This window comes from Flavobacterium aquiphilum (genome assembly GCF_027111335.1).
Lineage (GTDB): Bacteria > Bacteroidota > Bacteroidia > Flavobacteriales > Flavobacteriaceae > Flavobacterium > Flavobacterium aquiphilum.
In genome coordinates this window covers 4,481,849-4,497,567 of the sequence record NZ_CP114288.1, presented here as the reverse complement: position 1 = coordinate 4,497,567, position 15,719 = coordinate 4,481,849, and the positions used below count along the sequence as shown (strand labels likewise).

Sequence of the window (15,719 nt, the reverse complement as noted above, 5' to 3'; positions counted from 1 at the left end):
AGTTGCGTGTTAAATTAATGTGGTTTTTTATTAATTTTGTGCAAAAGTATTTATTTCAATCGATTTCGTAACTTTTTTTATAACTTTTTTCAAATAAAAAAAGCCGACTTGAATTTTCAAGTCGGCTTTAAATTTATGGTTTTAACTTTTTAGATAATGATTCTCATTATCTCTCCGTTTTTGTTTATCATTTCGATACGGATGCTTTGTTTTTCATCTTTATTATTCAAAATTTTAGAAACGGCTTCAATGTTGGTTGCTTTGACATTATCAATGCTCAAAATGATGTTTCCAACAAGCTCATCGCTATATTGAGCTAAGTTTTCATTATTTATGGATTTGATTTTCACACCATAATCCAATTTGAATTTCTTTTTGTCTGCGGCATTAATATTTTCAAGTTCGATTCCTTTGAATTCGGTATTGAAGTTTTCGTTTTTACTGAGTATTACTGGAACAATCATGTCTTTTCCGTCACGGATAATTGTTACTTGTACTTTGTCATTTGGTCTTTTGGTGTTTACATACCCAGAAAGATCGGCATAATTGTCAATTTCCTTATTGTCTATTCTTACAATAATATCACCTTTTTGCAATTTGGCTCTTTCGGCACCTGAATTTTTCGAAACTTCATCGATGTAAACGCCCTGGGTTTGTTTGATTCCCAATTCTTTGGAAAGGGTGCCGTTAAGTTCCTTAATTCCAACTCCGAGGATTCCTCTTTGTACATTTCCAAATTCCATGATGTCTTCGATAATTTTTCGGGCATTGTTGGAAGGAATTGCAAAAGAATAACCAACGTAGGAACCTGTCATTGATGTAATCATGGTGTTGATTCCGATCAATTCACCACGAGTATTTACAAGGGCACCTCCACTGTTGCCTGGGTTTACGGCTGCATCAGTTTGGATGAAAGACTGAATTCCTTTAGCATCAAGATTTCTGGCTTTGGCAGATACGATACCAGCCGTAACAGTTGATGTCAAGTTGTACGGATTACCTACGGCCAATACCCATTCACCTACTTTAACCGAATCGGAATTGGCAAAGGTAGAATAAGGTAATTTTTCATCGGCATTAATTTTTAGCAAAGCAATGTCCATTTTAGAATCGGTTCCAATAAGTTTTGCTTTGTACGTTTTGTTGTTGTTCAGGGTGATTTCAATGTCACTGGCATCTTTCACTACATGGTTGTTGGTTACAATATAACCGTCTTCAGAAATAATAACCCCAGATCCGGTTCCAACTTGTTCTTGTTGCTGTTGACCTCCATATCCGTAAAAATATTCCAAGATTGGATTTGTGACAGTTCTGACTGACACATTTTTTACGTGTACTACAGTATGTATGGTTTTCTCTGCAGCCACTGTAAAGTCAACATTTTCAGCACCCAAACTAGTTTGTTTTCCGTAGTATTCGGGAGCAAGTGTCGTAATCCCATTTTTATTGGAAGAAAAATAACCATTGTTGTCAAATAATAATTTGTATGCGCCAAGTGTTGTGGCGCCACTCAACAAGGATACCAAGAATAATTTTGAAATTTGTTTCATAATAAAAACATCTTTATTTAGTTATCTGAATACGAATTTAGCAGATTTTTTTTTTCGTTGGATATGGATTAACGCTCTTTAACAATGATTAACAATTCATTAATAGTTTGTACTTTTGTGTGATTAAAATGGAAATAAAAATGCAATTAGAATTTTATAAATACCAAGGTGCTGGAAACGATTTTGTTATGATTGACAATCGTTCCGGTTTTTTTCCAAAAGAGGATATTCAGTTGGTCGCCCGTTTATGTGACAGACGTTTTGGAATAGGAGCAGATGGACTGATTTTGCTAGAAAATGATTCGGATACCGATTTCAAAATGGTGTATTACAACTCAGATGGAAATCAAAGTTCAATGTGTGGTAATGGTGGACGTTGTTTGGTGGCTTTCGCCAAAGATATGCACGTGATTGATGATAAAACTACATTTATTGCAACAGATGGGTTGCATCATGCCTCATTTGAAGATAATGGATTGGTTTCTTTGCAAATGATTGATGTTCCTACGATAACCATTAAAAATGATCATTCATTCTTGAATACTGGTTCTCCTCATCATGTTCAGATGGTGGAAAATTTAGAACATTACAATATAAAAGAAGAAGGTGCAGCTATTCGTTATGGTGAATTGTATGGTGCAGCTGGAAGCAATGTTAATTTTGTAAAAAAAATAGATGATAGCACTTTTAGGCTTCGTACTTATGAGAGAGGTGTAGAAGATGAAACATTGGCCTGCGGTACCGGAGCCACAGCTGTTGCTATTGCAATGAATGCTACTGGTCAAACTGATGCTACTACAATTAATGTTAATGTAGAAGGAGGAAAATTGGTAGTTTCTTTTGACAAAAATGAAAATGGTTTTACAAATGTTTTTCTGAAAGGCCCTGCGGAATTTGTTTTTAAAGGAACGATTATTATTTAATTACGAATTACAAATTGTGAATTACGAATTAACAACTATAAATATTTATGAAGACTGACAATGTGGTTCAAAATAAAAGTTATGAATTTGCTTTAAAGATTGTTAGGGTTTATAAGTTTTTAAGTCAAGAGAAAAATGAGTTTGTTTTGTCTAAACAATTGTTAAGAAGTGGAACGTCTGTAGGAGCTAATATTGAAGAAGCTATCGGAGGTCAATCAAAAGCTGATTTTTTTGCAAAAATAACGATTGCTTATAAAGAAGCCAGAGAATCAAAGTATTGGATTAGACTTTTGAGGGATTCTGATTATCTTACTATAAAGCAATCCGATGATTTATTGATTGACATTGAAGAGCTTTTGAAAATAATTGGTTCTATTCAGAAATCAATTCGTAATTCGTAATTTCAAATTCATAATTGTTTTAAATGATAACACTTAAAGGCGATACTATTTACCTCCGAGCATTAGAACCTAATGATCTGGAGTTTATTTATGCCATAGAAAATGATCAGCTTATTTGGGAAGTCAGTAATACTCATACACCTTACAGCCGTTTTTTGGTGAAACAATATTTGGAAAATGCCCATCAGGATATTTATGAAGCCAAGCAATTACGATTGGCAATTTGTCAGGATAGAGATTTTCCTGCTTTGGGACTAATCGATTTGTTTGATTTTGATCCAAAAAACAATAGAGCGGGTATAGGTATTGTGATCCAAGGGGAAGAGAATAGGAATCAGAATATTGGTTCGGAAGCATTGGACTTGCTTATTCGATATTCCTTTTTTAATCTTAATTTACATCAATTATATGCAAATATTGGAACCGAAAATAAAGCAAGTATCGCTCTTTTTACTAAATTTGGTTTCCAAAAAATCGGCGTAAAGAAAGATTGGACTTTAATAAATGGAGTTTACAAAGACGAGGCGATTTTTCAATTAATTAATAATCAAACGGGTGACAGCGAACTGTTGCAATAATTTAAATTTTTTATTTTGAAGCAAAAAAAAATAATCTCATTAGTTGCTGTTGCATTAATATCGATACTAATCGTTGTCGGCTCATTTTTAATGTATCAGGTTTTTAGTGGCAACACTAAATTTAACGAAAAAGAAGTATATGTGTATGTGCCAACAGGATCCGATTATGAGCAAGTAAAGAAAATAATTGCTCCTTATGTTAAGAATTTAGACCGTTTTGAATTGGTTGCCAATAAAGCTAGCTATCCCGAAAATGTTAAGCCAGGACGTTTTTTGTTCAAAAAAGGAATGAGCAGTTATGATTTGGTAAGAGCAATGAGACATAACGATCCGGTAAGTTTGGCATTTAATAATCAGGAGCGATTGGAAGATTTGGCCGGACGAGTAGGTTCTCAATTAGAGCCGGATAGTTTGGCTTTATTGAATACGTTTAGGGATTCAATTTTTTTGAAAGAAAACGGATTTAACGAAGATAATATACTTGCTATGTTTATTCCTAATACTTATGAAGTTTATTGGAATACTTCGGCTGAGAAGTTTCGCGATAAAATGATAAAAGAATACAATAGATTCTGGAACAAAGAGCGTACAGCAAAAGCAGCAGCACAGAATTTAACTCCGATTCAGGCGACTATTTTGGCTTCGATTGTTCATAAAGAGTCGGTTATGAAAGATGAGCGACCTAGAATTGCGGGCGTTTATTTGAATAGACTAAGACTAGGAATGCCGTTGCAGGCTGATCCAACAGTGATTTTTGCAATGAAAAAGAAATCCAATGATTTTAAACAAGTCATTAAAAGGGTTTTTTATAATGATTTGATTATGAAGTCTCCTTATAATACTTATGTAAATACTGGACTTCCTCCAGGGCCAATTGCGATGCCGGATATTACTGCTTTAGAGGCAGTTTTGAATCCAGAGAAAAACAACTATGTGTATTTTTGCGCTAGTGTGGATCGTTTTGGATACCATGAATTCGCAGCAACTTTGGCTGAACATAATGTGAATGCTAAAAAATATTCGGATTGGATTAATAGTCAAGGGGTTCAACGTTAGAATCCAATGGATCGTTAATAATCTAAAAACTTCAAAATTGTGTAATAGCAGTTTTGAAGTTTTTTTTTATCCTAATTGTTTTTCAAATTTGATTTAGCCTGTAATACCATTTATACATATAAAATAGCCCAATCTACTCGTTCTTTTTCTCCAATACTTCTTCAAAAAATAATTTCGTAGCTAAGGCTATGCAATGATTTTTATCCTTGTCTTGAAGAAAAATAACTTCGCATCTTTAGACTACTTTGTATGTATAAGTGGTATAAATCTTCTACTGAAAGAATGATTGCATGAGGGATGGAAATGGCATCCCCAATTAGAAAAACAAGGCTTTTTTTAGCCATAGTTTTTCTAATTGGGAATATAATGGACAGCCCGACCTCGTTGTTTGAAAATGATGTCTGTAAATTTAAAACTTGTGCAACGAGGGCATGCCCAAAAAAGTATGTAAATAAATTCTATTATTTTCAATTCAATCGTTATCGTAAAATGTTGATTTTGTAATTATTTCACTGTTATTTTGATTTCTTTTAGACTTTTTTGGTTTTTTTAAACAGGAATAAACTTATGTTTAAGGTCCGATAATTTTATGTTTTTGCAATTATTTTAATTTTTTTTGCAAACTTGAACTCCCGCACTACTAGTAACTTAAGGGAAGGAAAATTCAAAAAGTTGATAAGTTTAAAGTGTTGATTTTCAGCTTTGTTTTTAAAGTCGTATCTTTGCGATGTAGAAATTTCAGAATGTGACAGGTTTTGAAGAAAACCCATATATGATAAAAAAATGGTATTATTACACAAGTTTAATTGTCGTAGTTGCTTTTTTAAGCTTAGGTTTTAAACCCTCCAAATTAGAATCTACCCCATGGTTTCTAATTAACGAAACTGATGATACATCCTACTTACTACCATCATTAAATGTGAGCGATTATACCAAATCTGAGATTCCATATACCGGAAACTTTTTTATTGGTTATAAGGAAGCTATCGGCTTCAAAGAGTCACAAGGAAAATACAGGAAAATTAATTCTCTCGGCTATTTAGGAAAATACCAATTTGGTATAGAAACTTTAAAAACTATTGGGATTCACAATAGCGAAGCGTTTTTAAACAGCCCCCGAATGCAGGAAAAAGCTTTTATTGCCCTCTTAGCCAAAAACAAATGGGAGTTAAGGGATGTAATTGAAAGGTATGACGGAACCATTTTGAACGGAATCCGTATTACGGAATCTGGTATTTTGGCTGCTGCTCACCTTGCAGGTGTGGGATCTGTTAAAAAGTTTTTCAGATATAAAGGGAAGCGTTTTATTAAAGACATTTACGGGACTTCATTGCGAAGTTATCTGAAAAAATTTGGAGGTTATGATACTTCCTTTATAGTTGCGGATAGTACCGCGAGAGTGATTTAGATTGTATTATCTAAGATTTTATAATAATTAAAGGTCGGTTTGGAAAGTAGTTTCAAACCGACCTTTAAGTTTTAATCAGCATTGGCAATAATTTCTCCTTTCGGATTAACTTTTAATTTTATTACTTCGTTTTCCTTTTTGAGTTTTAAATTGTATTCTTTTTTCTTAATATCACCATTTTCTTGTGAGTATAAGTATTTGTCATTTACAATTTGCCAACCTGGATAAGCTTTATAAACAGAATAGATTACGGGAATGGGGAGTTGAGTATTATTGTATTTTTCTACAACACTGGTAAGTTTTCCATTTGAGTCATAAGTGGCAGTCAAAATTCCTTTTTCTCCTTCTAAGATTACTAGAAAATTGTCATAACCTTCATAATCTTTGCCCAAATTGTAGGCAATAAAATCACTTTGGAGTTTTTTAACACTTGGGTCTGGATTTTTGTCGGGCAAATAATATGAAAAATCTTTTCCTGCATTTTTAATAACAATCTCAGGCAGTTCTACTGACTTCATTGTTTTTTCATCATTTCCTTCGCTTTGAGAAAACGAGCTAAGATGAATTCCAAAAATTAATACCATAATAAAAACTGTTTTCATAATATCCCATTTTAAATTAATATACTATTTTGAAATGCTGTTTTTGGGACAAATGTTAAGGTTTCTTTGTTGTTGCTTCCCCTTCTTGTTTTTATTTATTTTAAATAACTACAGGTAAAAGTAGGTTTATAGTAATTTGTAGTATGTTAATGATTTGTGTAATATTTGTTAATTTATGAGAAGGTTTTATTCAGATAGAATGTCATAAATTTTGATTAGTAAGTTGTTCAACCTAATTTTTGGTTAACTATAAAAATAGTAGGATTTTAGTTTTAAAATATTTAAGAAAGAAAATCTCTTTTGGAAGATTAAGGGTTTTGTTTTTTATTTTATTGATGAAAAAAGCTAGATTTTCATAGATTTATTTTGTTATAATAATATGTAAATCAGTTTGTTGTTGTTTTATTTACCAATAAAAAATCGGTACTTCAACAATTATTAAAGTACCGATAGTTTTAAAAAATGAATGCTGAAATTAAAATATAGTTTTCAAATTATGTTTGGTTAATCTATTAAAATTTCCAAAATCTGAATAGCAGCATCGCTTATTTTTGTGCCAGGACCAAAAATGGCTACCGCTCCGGCATCAAATAAAAATTGATAATCTTGAGGAGGAATAACTCCGCCAACAATAACCATAATATCTTCTCTACCGTATTTTTTGAGTTCTTCGATTACTTGCGGAACCAAAGTTTTATGACCGGCTGCAAGTGAAGATACTCCAAGAATGTGCACGTCGTTTTCTACAGCTTGTTTTGCTGCCTCTGCAGGAGTTTGAAACAATGGGCCTATATCAACATCAAAACCAACATCAGCGTAGCCTGTGGCAACAACTTTGGCACCACGGTCGTGTCCATCCTGACCCATTTTGGCAATCATGATTCTTGGTCGACGGCCTTCTTGTTTGGCAAAGGTATCTGCCAATTGTTTTGCTTTTTCAAAGCTTTTGTCGTCTTTCATTTCTTTGCTATACACTCCGCTAAAAGATTTAATTTGTGCTTTGTATCTCCCGAAAACTGTTTCTAACGCATCGCTAATTTCTCCTAATGTGCAACGATTTCTGGCTGCTTCAACTGCGAATTCCAATAAATTTCCTTCTCTTGTTTCGGCACAAATCTTTAGTTTTTGTAATGAAGCCTTAACTTCATTCGAATTCCGTGATGCTTTTATTCTGTTTAATTTTTCTAATTGTTGTTGTCGAACTTTTTGATTATCGACATCCAAAATTTGCAACGGATCTTCTTTTTCCAAACGGTATTTGTTAACACCGACAATAATATCTTGTCCGCTGTCAATCCGTGCTTGTTTACGTGCAGCGGCTTCTTCAATCCTAATTTTCGGAATTCCGGTTTCGATAGCTTTGGTCATTCCGCCCAGTTCTTCCACTTCTTCTATTAGTTTCCAAGCTTTTTCGACAATTTCGTTAGTAAGGCTTTCGACATAATAACTGCCTGCCCATGGATCTACTGTTTTGGTAATTTTGGTTTCTTCCTGTAAATAGATTTGGGTATTTCTCGCAATTCGTGCCGAAAAATCGGTAGGTAAGGCTATCGCTTCGTCTAAAGCATTGGTGTGTAAAGATTGTGTTCCTCCAAAAACTGCTGCTGCAGCCTCGATACAGGTACGCGCTACATTGTTGAAAGGGTCTTGCTCGGTTAAACTCCAGCCGGATGTTTGGCAATGGGTTCTTAGTGCCAATGATTTTTCATCTTTTGGGCTGAATTGTTTGATTAATTTGGCCCAAATCATTCGTCCTGCTCTCATTTTGGCAATTTCCATAAAATGGTTCATTCCGATTGCCCAGAAAAAAGAGAGGCGGGGTGCAAAATCATCAATTTTCATTCCGGTTGCTAATCCAGTCCGAATATATTCTAAACCGTCAGCCAAAGTGTATGCCAATTCAATATCGGCAGTAGCACCTGCTTCCTGCATATGATAGCCGGAAATAGAAATAGAGTTGAATTTCGGCATCTTTTTGCTGGTATATTCAAATATATCGGCTATGATTTTCATCGATGAAGCAGGAGGGTAGATATAAGTGTTACGTACCATAAACTCTTTCAGGATGTCATTTTGAATGGTACCTGAAAGTTGTTCAGGTTTTACGCCTTGTTCTTCGGCGGCGACAATATAAAAAGCCATGATTGGTAAAACGGCACCGTTCATAGTCATGGAAACCGACATTTCATTCAGCGGAATCTGGTCAAACAGAACTTTCATATCTTCAACTGAGTCTATTGCGACTCCAGCTTTTCCAACATCACCTACAACTCTTTCATGATCGGAGTCGTAACCTCTGTGTGTTGGCAAATCAAAAGCGATGGAAAGTCCTTTTTGGCCTGCGGCAAGGTTTCTTATGTAAAAAGCATTGCTGTCTTCGGCTGTTGAAAAACCTGCATATTGACGTATTGTCCATGGTTTTTGAACATACATTGTTGAGTAAGGTCCTCTTAAATTTGGCGCAAAACCAGCTCCAAAATCAAGATGCTCAAGAGGTTCAATGTCGTCTTCAGTATATGTTTTGTGCAGTTCAATTCCTTCGGCAGTAAGATAGCTATCTGCTTGATGATTGCCGTTTTCGTCCTGAAAATTATCTTTGAGGGTTATATGTTGAAGATCTTTTCTTTTCATTTTTTAAACCATATAAGGTATGTAAGTTTTTTGTTTTAAAATAAACTCTTAATACTTTTAAATCATCTCCTGTTTTTATTTTCAGCATTTAAGGGTTGTAAGGCCATTTAAGGTTTAATTTTAAACTGTCACCGATTATTCTTTCGAAAGTCGTTCCTGTTCCATTTTTTCTGCCAATCTTTTTTCGATTATTGGAGTAATCAATGTTTTTCTGGGTTTTATTTTTACAAAAGGAAATAATTCTAAATCTTCTTTCATTTTGTCGTTCGGATTGGGATATTTGTTGGTTCCCAAAAGTGTTTCTTTTCCGGAATCAAACAGGTTTTGTTCAGCATCGGCACTTTCTTGTATTTTTCTTTTGATGACACCTTCATTCAGTTGTTTTAGAAAACCTCCATTAGCTTCTATGTTTTTGAATAAAAGTAATGCTTTTTCTGCTAATTGCTGAGTCAAGCTTTCGATATAATAACTGCCGTCAGCAGGATTGTCTACTTTGTCAAAGTAACTTTCATTTTTAAGAACTAACAATTGATTGCGGGCAATTCTGTCTCCAAATTCGTTGTCTTTGTGATACAAGGCATCATAAGGTAAATTGGCTATTGCATCTGCTCCGCCGAGAATAGCTCCCATGCATTCAGTTGTAGTACGCAGCATATTTACATTATAATCGTAGATGGTTTTGTTGCGCTTAGTTGGGGTAACAAGAAAATGACAATCTAAATTGTGATTATATTCTTTAGCTATTGTCTTGAAAAGGATTCGAAAAGCACGCAGTTTTGCGATTTCGAAAAAATAATTGCTTCCTACCGATATCTGAAAAACGATTGGTTGGTTTATATCAGAAATTCGATTGAAATATTCATTGGCATGAGCCAGGCTATAAGCGATTTGCTGTACCATCGAGGCACCAGCATTTTGATATAATCCACTGTTGATGCTGATAAGCGAAAGAGATTGGGTTTCTTTGGTAAGTATATTTAAAGTATCAAAGTTGCTTTTTTCGGGAGTATTGTACCAGTTTCCTTCTTTGGCTAATTGCCCTATCGGATCTAATAGACAATAGATAGTCGCTTTTTTTTCTTTTGCAATAGCGTCAATTTTTTTAACGAAATCGATTGAAATAAAATTGAAATGAAAATAAACAGTAATCTTTTCTAAAGGAAGTTTTTCTAACAACTTTGCAATATCTACTGTTTTTTCAGGAATGTTAAAACGGATGCTTTCGGCACCACGATTAATCGAATCCAAAGCTTTTGTAATTGATTTTTCAAGATCAAAAACAAAGATGTTTTGGCAAATTCTGAATTGTGACGCTTTTGTGGTAACGGAAAGTTTTTTGGATAAATCCTCTTTATCATAAAACGGCTTTACTTTAATATCTTCGGGAGAGTTCCAAATTAAAGTTTCATTATAATCGGCACCTTTGAGTTCAAATTGAATTTTTTGTTTCCAAAGTTTTGCGGAAACCGGGCTGAAATCTTCGAATAAATTCTTGGCCATTTTTAATTGTAATTAGATTTGAAAAGAGAAAGGATTACTCTTCTTTTTTGATGGTATCCCCTTTAAACTCTATGATGTAAATGTCTTCACTATCTTTTTTCATAAAGTATTTTTCCCGGGCATATTTTTCAATTTGTAAAGGATTTTTCAGTTGCTTGATTTTTTCCTCATCCTTTTTTATTTCGTTTTGGTAATAGCTGGCATTTTCTTCAAGTTCGTCGATTTGCTTGTTTAAAAAACGATGTTCAAAATAAGAGTAGTTGTCCAGAAAAATCATCCAAGTCAAGAAAGATAGCGATACCCAAACGTATTTGTTGCTTAGGGTTTTGTACCAAGGTTTTTCTTTAAATGGATTTTTCATCGGGAATATTTTTTAATGCAGATCGATTTTGTTTGTGAATTTTTATTTTGTTCTAAAACAATAAAAATACTGTGATTTGAACAGGATAAAATTACAATAAAATTATAAAATACGCTGATTAATTACGGCTCGAACTACATCAATGGCAACAGTATTAAATTTGTCGTTTGGAATTATAATGTCTGCAAAAGCTTTTGAAGGTTCAATAAATTGCTCATGCATTGGTTTTAGCGTTGTTTGATAGCGATTTAACACTTCATACATGTCTCTTCCACGTTCGGCAATGTCTCTTTTCATGCGACGAATCAATCGTTCATCCGAATCGGCATGTACAAATATTTTGATATCGAAAAGATTTCTCAATTCGGGATTGGTCAGAATCAAAATCCCTTCTACAATCATTACTTTTCTGGGATGTGTGACTATGATATCGTCAGTTCTGTTGTGTTGTACAAACGAATAAACAGGCTGGTTAATAGTATTTCCTGCTTTTAATTCTTTGAGATGCGCTACCAATAATTCGAAATCAATAGCTCTTGGATGGTCAAAATTGATTTTTGACCGGTCTTCATAACTCAAATCGTGTGTTTCTTTGTAATAAGAGTCTTGAGCAATAATGCCAACTTCGGTTTCAGGCAATTCGTTCATGATTTGATGTACCACGGTTGTTTTTCCTGATCCTGTCCCGCCTGCGATTCCTATAATGAGCATAAAATATAGATATTGAGTTTGTGATACAAAAATAGAAATTTAACGATATTGAACTCTGTTTTTTAGATTAAAAATAAAATTATGATCCAATTTTAATTAATTTTTATTGAAATGGCATTTTTTGATAGTTGTAAGAGTGTCAATTTAGAGAAACTTTAAAAATTATTCAGTTTTCATGTCTTTCATTAAACTTGTTGTGAAATAGCCAATGGTAATAGCTCCAAATAGTATACAAATCCACATGAACCAGGCTTGTTGCCAAAAGGATTTGTTTGTTCCTGCATTTACGGGAAGGTTTGTTTTTTTTATTTCGTAAATAGAGGTTTCGGGTAAATTGCCAGAAATGCTATTCTTGAAATTTGAAAGGTCATAGTCAGGAGGATTTAGGTTTGGATTTCCTGTTTTGATAGTGTATTGTTCGTTGGCGTTCAAATCAGCAACAATTGAGAGAGGAACTTGCATGCATTTTACAGCGGTGATAACCAAAGGCTGATTATCCTGATTTTCTATTTTTATGAAAAACTCCTTCACAAATAATTCTGGAATATTGAAAGTGTTTTTTGTTTTCGAGTTTAATTCAAAATTCGCGATAGTAACCGGATAGATTTTTGTTTTATGCTTAATTTTTCGAACTTCGTTTTTGAAAACCGTCGTGTTTCGAGTGTAAAAATTGGGTTTCGAAATTTCAAAAATAAGCTGATTGATGATCTGCGGAGATTCAAAAGAAATGCGAATCATTGTTTCCTTTTTGGAAGGAAGTTGTGATACAGTAAATTCTTTTGGAACAATCTGAAGTAAAGAATTGTTTTGAGTATGACTTTTGAAATTTCCCGCTTTCACTACATTTATTGGTAATGTTTTCTTGTCGTTGAAGTCAATTTTTAAAAATTTATAGGAATTTAGCGGAAGCGAGATTGTCTTTACAACATACGTTTCGGTGTTAGAACTTAAATCATAAAGTTCTTGGTTATTAGAAAGCCCGAACCATTCTTTTTGGTCGTCACTTCCTGAGATAGAATATTGTTTTACGACATTGGAATTGGCTATAAAAAGTGAAATCTGACTGTAATTTTGTTTAGATGGATTTTTAATAATAACAGATGTGTTTTTCTTTGGTACAGTCGTTTTGGAAATTATTTCATATTCGTCAAAATTGTTAGTGATTGTTTCGTTGGCGTTTTGAATCAAAAAATAGGGTACTTCTTTTTCTTTTGAATCAAAAATTCTAAAATCACTCATTTCCTCATTTGAAAATGAACGAATATCTGGTGGCAGAACAATTTTATACAATCCGTTTTGCGCCACTGTTTTAATTTTGGCAGTGGTGTTTTGGGCAAATGAAAGATTTGCAACAAAAAGAAATACTATAAACTTATTGAATTTCATCTGTAGTAGTCGGTTTATTTTCATCTATGACAAGGACTTTAATTTTTTGGTAGACAAATGAGATAATCAAAATAAGAATTCCTAAAAGGATAAAAGATATTATTTTTCCGGTTTCGGAAATGTTACTTATATCGTAAACGAAAAGTTTTACGATAGTTAATCCTAGTAAAGATAACGCGATAACACGAATAGTTTTCATTTGTTTTTTTATTCCGAAAATTAGAAAAACAAACGCCAAAACGCCCCAAAGAATTGGAAAACTGGTTTTTATTATTTTCGTCCTTGCCAATTGGATGTTATCATCTGATATAATTTCTCTAATATAGGCAACTTGATTTTTAAAATCGTGATACAAATGATTTGATTGTATTTCCTCTGTCGTAATGGGAGAGTTAAGAATTTTCAAACCGTGAAGCATCACTTCGGAACTGGCGATGTAAACAATTAAAAAAGCAGTAATCCACGCAATATTTTTCTTGTTGAAAAAGCTGAAAATAATTTTTTCTTTATTTGACAAATACAATTGATATCCAAAATAACCCGTCAATGCCAGTGAAATATAATGTAAATAAAAAGCTATTGGTTTTCCGGTTCCATATCTTAGAATTTCGTGATGTTCTTTGAATGCAAAAGCAGAGAACCAAAAAGCGAACAATAAAATATTGATAATTGCTATAATTGTAACTTTTTTGTAAGCAGCTTCAGTTTTTTGTTTACTTATGAAAGTACTTAACACCGCAAAAAAGAATAAATGATAAATTACTTGAATCGAAAGTGCTGAGTAGGCATTCTGTATGAGGTTGTTGGATTGGTAAATTACTTCGAACAAACCAGTTAAATAGGAAAGGACAATAGCTAAATCAAAAGCATATTTGCCATATTGTTCTGGATTGAAGTCAAAACCGAATATAGGGGTTTCTTCTGTCTCTTTTTTCAACAAATGATTCACTAAAAACAAAGAAGCAATAGCAAAAAGTCCAGTGGTAAAAATTGGATTGATAGCTATATTCAAAACAGCATCTCCCATATAGTATTTGATCCAATCCATAATAAGGCTGACCAACATTAAAAAATGAACGATGATAGAACCAAATTTGTAGCCGGTGACTTGTGATTTTTGAGACAGCCATAATAGCAATACCGCTTCGGCAGCCCAAAATAGGGTGATATAATTACCCTTAAATTGAATCGGAATTGCAAGTGTGATAAATGTTAGGGTTAAGCCAATGAGTAAATACACTGCTTTTTTGTCCAATCCAAATTTTTTGTACAAAAACCAAGCGTAAATTAAATTCAACAATGCGAGTACTGTTGTGAATAATCCTTTGAATTCAGGATGGTAATGATTTAAAATTGCCATTCCGGCACCATAAAATAAAAAGGTGTTGCTCGCCAGGATTGTTAATTGCATTTTTGAGAATTCTCCTTTTGTTCGGACATTGTTGATGATGTTCATCAAAACAAAAATGAAATAAAAGACAAAAGCAAAGACTAAAGCTCCTGAATAATGGGGTTTGTCAGTATTGATGTCTTTAAATAACCATCCGCCATAGAGTGCAATTGTAAACAGATAAGAAAGCAGGTTTACCAAATTCCATTTTTTGTAATAAGCCAAGCTTAAGATTCCTATGTTCAGGATTGTAATATAAGTAAACAAAACTACGTAATTGCCTTCACCTGTGCTTATCATAAAAGGGACTGCAAATCCTCCAATTAAGGTAAGAACAGCGAGTTCTACCCTGTTATAAGATAGCGAAATAACCGCACTAAAAGCGGTAATGATAACCATTATTGCAAATGCAATAGTTTGATTGAATAAATGATAGTCATGGAAAGCGATTGCAATAGTAAAATAGAATATCGAAATGGCTCCGGCAACAAATACCGAACTGAAAGCAGCATAGTTTTTTCGTAATTTATGAGCAACTGTCATAACCAAAGCGCCACATAAGATTCCAATTCCCACGCGGGCTGGTTCGTTTATCCAGTCTTTGTCGATAGCATATTTTACAAAATAACTAATTCCTAAAACGAGAATCAGGATTCCAATTTTATTGATGAGGTTTTCACCAATAAATTTCTCTAAATCCGGATTTTTCTCTTTGAATTTTTCCCAAAAAGTTTTTTCAACTTCAAAAATTGGTGCAGGCTCTTGTTTCTGTTTCGGTTCTATAGGTTTTAGACCTGGATTTGTTTCCATCGCAAAATCTATTTTTTCTGTTTTTTCTTCGATAGTTTTTTCGACCGGAACAGAGGTGATTTCGGGTTTTATTTCCTTTTTAATAGGTATAGGAGGAGTTATTTTCTCAAAGGGTTTCTCGACAAATTTTTCTATTGTTTTCTCAATCGGTTTTTCGATTGGTTTTTGAAGTTCTATTTTTCGATTTAACGCTTGAATGTTGTCTTCAATTTTGTCAAATCGGTTTGTTATTGTGTTTAGAGTGTAGAAAAGTAGTGCTATTAAGCAAACTAAAAGAAATATTTCCATAATGAAAGCTAAAATATCGTGAATGGTAAATATAACAATATTTTTTGATCATTAAGGATTTTTCTGATGATTACAATTGTTGAAGAAATCCCAGATTGTCTTGGAATAACTTTCGAAAATAAAA

The 15,719-nt window shown here is 33.3% G+C and carries 13 protein-coding genes; 5 read left to right on the top strand and 8 right to left on the bottom strand.

Annotated features, from left to right (window positions below; translation table 11 throughout):
* Nucleotides 1-149: 149 nt before the first annotated feature.
* Nucleotides 150-1,550, bottom strand: a complete 1,401-nt coding sequence (locus OZP12_RS18200; protein ID WP_281226505.1) for a trypsin-like peptidase domain-containing protein — start codon at nucleotides 1,548-1,550, stop codon at nucleotides 150-152.
* A 140-nt stretch (nucleotides 1,551-1,690) separates the two neighbouring features.
* Here OZP12_RS18200 and dapF point away from each other — a divergent pair, with 140 nt between their 5' ends.
* The 5 genes from dapF to OZP12_RS18175 all read left to right on the top strand — a co-directional run bounded on the left by dapF (nucleotide 1,691) and on the right by OZP12_RS18175 (nucleotide 5,916).
* Complete coding sequence (dapF, locus tag OZP12_RS18195; RefSeq protein WP_281226504.1) at nucleotides 1,691-2,473, top strand: diaminopimelate epimerase; 783 nt, start codon at nucleotides 1,691-1,693, stop codon at nucleotides 2,471-2,473.
* 47 nt (nucleotides 2,474-2,520) lie between these two features.
* The gene (locus OZP12_RS18190; RefSeq protein WP_281226503.1) at nucleotides 2,521-2,874 is read left to right on the top strand and encodes a four helix bundle protein; all 354 of its coding nucleotides are present in this window, start codon (nucleotides 2,521-2,523) and stop codon (nucleotides 2,872-2,874) included.
* A 23-nt stretch (nucleotides 2,875-2,897) separates the two neighbouring features.
* Complete coding sequence (locus OZP12_RS18185; RefSeq protein WP_281226502.1) at nucleotides 2,898-3,452, top strand: GNAT family N-acetyltransferase; 555 nt, start codon at nucleotides 2,898-2,900, stop codon at nucleotides 3,450-3,452.
* A 15-nt stretch (nucleotides 3,453-3,467) separates the two neighbouring features.
* The gene (gene mltG / locus OZP12_RS18180; RefSeq protein WP_281226501.1) at nucleotides 3,468-4,508 is read left to right on the top strand and encodes an endolytic transglycosylase MltG; all 1,041 of its coding nucleotides are present in this window, start codon (nucleotides 3,468-3,470) and stop codon (nucleotides 4,506-4,508) included.
* A 772-nt stretch (nucleotides 4,509-5,280) separates the two neighbouring features.
* On the top strand, nucleotides 5,281-5,916 hold the full coding sequence (locus OZP12_RS18175; RefSeq protein ID WP_281226500.1) for a peptidoglycan-binding protein LysM: 636 nt from the start codon (nucleotides 5,281-5,283) through the stop codon (nucleotides 5,914-5,916).
* Between the two features lie 71 nt (nucleotides 5,917-5,987).
* Here OZP12_RS18175 and OZP12_RS18170 read toward each other — a convergent pair whose 3' ends face one another.
* The 7 genes from OZP12_RS18170 to OZP12_RS18140 form a co-directional block, all read right to left on the bottom strand.
* Nucleotides 5,988-6,518, bottom strand: coding sequence for a hypothetical protein (locus OZP12_RS18170; RefSeq protein WP_281226499.1), 531 nt, complete (start codon nucleotides 6,516-6,518; stop codon nucleotides 5,988-5,990).
* Nucleotides 6,519-7,022: 504 nt separating this feature from the next.
* A complete protein-coding gene (gene scpA, locus OZP12_RS18165; RefSeq protein ID WP_281226498.1) occupies nucleotides 7,023-9,149 on the bottom strand; it encodes a methylmalonyl-CoA mutase in 2,127 nt (708 codons plus the stop codon).
* Between the two features lie 135 nt (nucleotides 9,150-9,284).
* Nucleotides 9,285-10,649: a methylmalonyl-CoA mutase subunit beta gene (locus OZP12_RS18160; protein ID WP_281226497.1), complete on the bottom strand. Its 1,365-nt coding sequence runs from the start codon at nucleotides 10,647-10,649 to the stop codon at nucleotides 9,285-9,287.
* Between the two features lie 34 nt (nucleotides 10,650-10,683).
* The gene (locus tag OZP12_RS18155; RefSeq protein ID WP_281226496.1) at nucleotides 10,684-11,010 is read right to left on the bottom strand and encodes an FtsB family cell division protein; all 327 of its coding nucleotides are present in this window, start codon (nucleotides 11,008-11,010) and stop codon (nucleotides 10,684-10,686) included.
* A 102-nt stretch (nucleotides 11,011-11,112) separates the two neighbouring features.
* On the bottom strand, nucleotides 11,113-11,721 hold the full coding sequence (gene udk, locus OZP12_RS18150) for a uridine kinase (protein WP_281226495.1): 609 nt from the start codon (nucleotides 11,719-11,721) through the stop codon (nucleotides 11,113-11,115).
* Nucleotides 11,722-11,883: 162 nt separating this feature from the next.
* Nucleotides 11,884-13,107, bottom strand: a complete 1,224-nt coding sequence (locus OZP12_RS18145) for a DUF3999 family protein (protein ID WP_281226494.1) — start codon at nucleotides 13,105-13,107, stop codon at nucleotides 11,884-11,886.
* Nucleotides 13,094-15,595: a DUF2339 domain-containing protein gene (locus tag OZP12_RS18140; protein WP_281226493.1), complete on the bottom strand. Its 2,502-nt coding sequence runs from the start codon at nucleotides 15,593-15,595 to the stop codon at nucleotides 13,094-13,096. Before OZP12_RS18140 ends, OZP12_RS18145 begins: the two co-directional genes overlap by 14 nt.
* Nucleotides 15,596-15,719 lie beyond the last annotated feature (124 nt).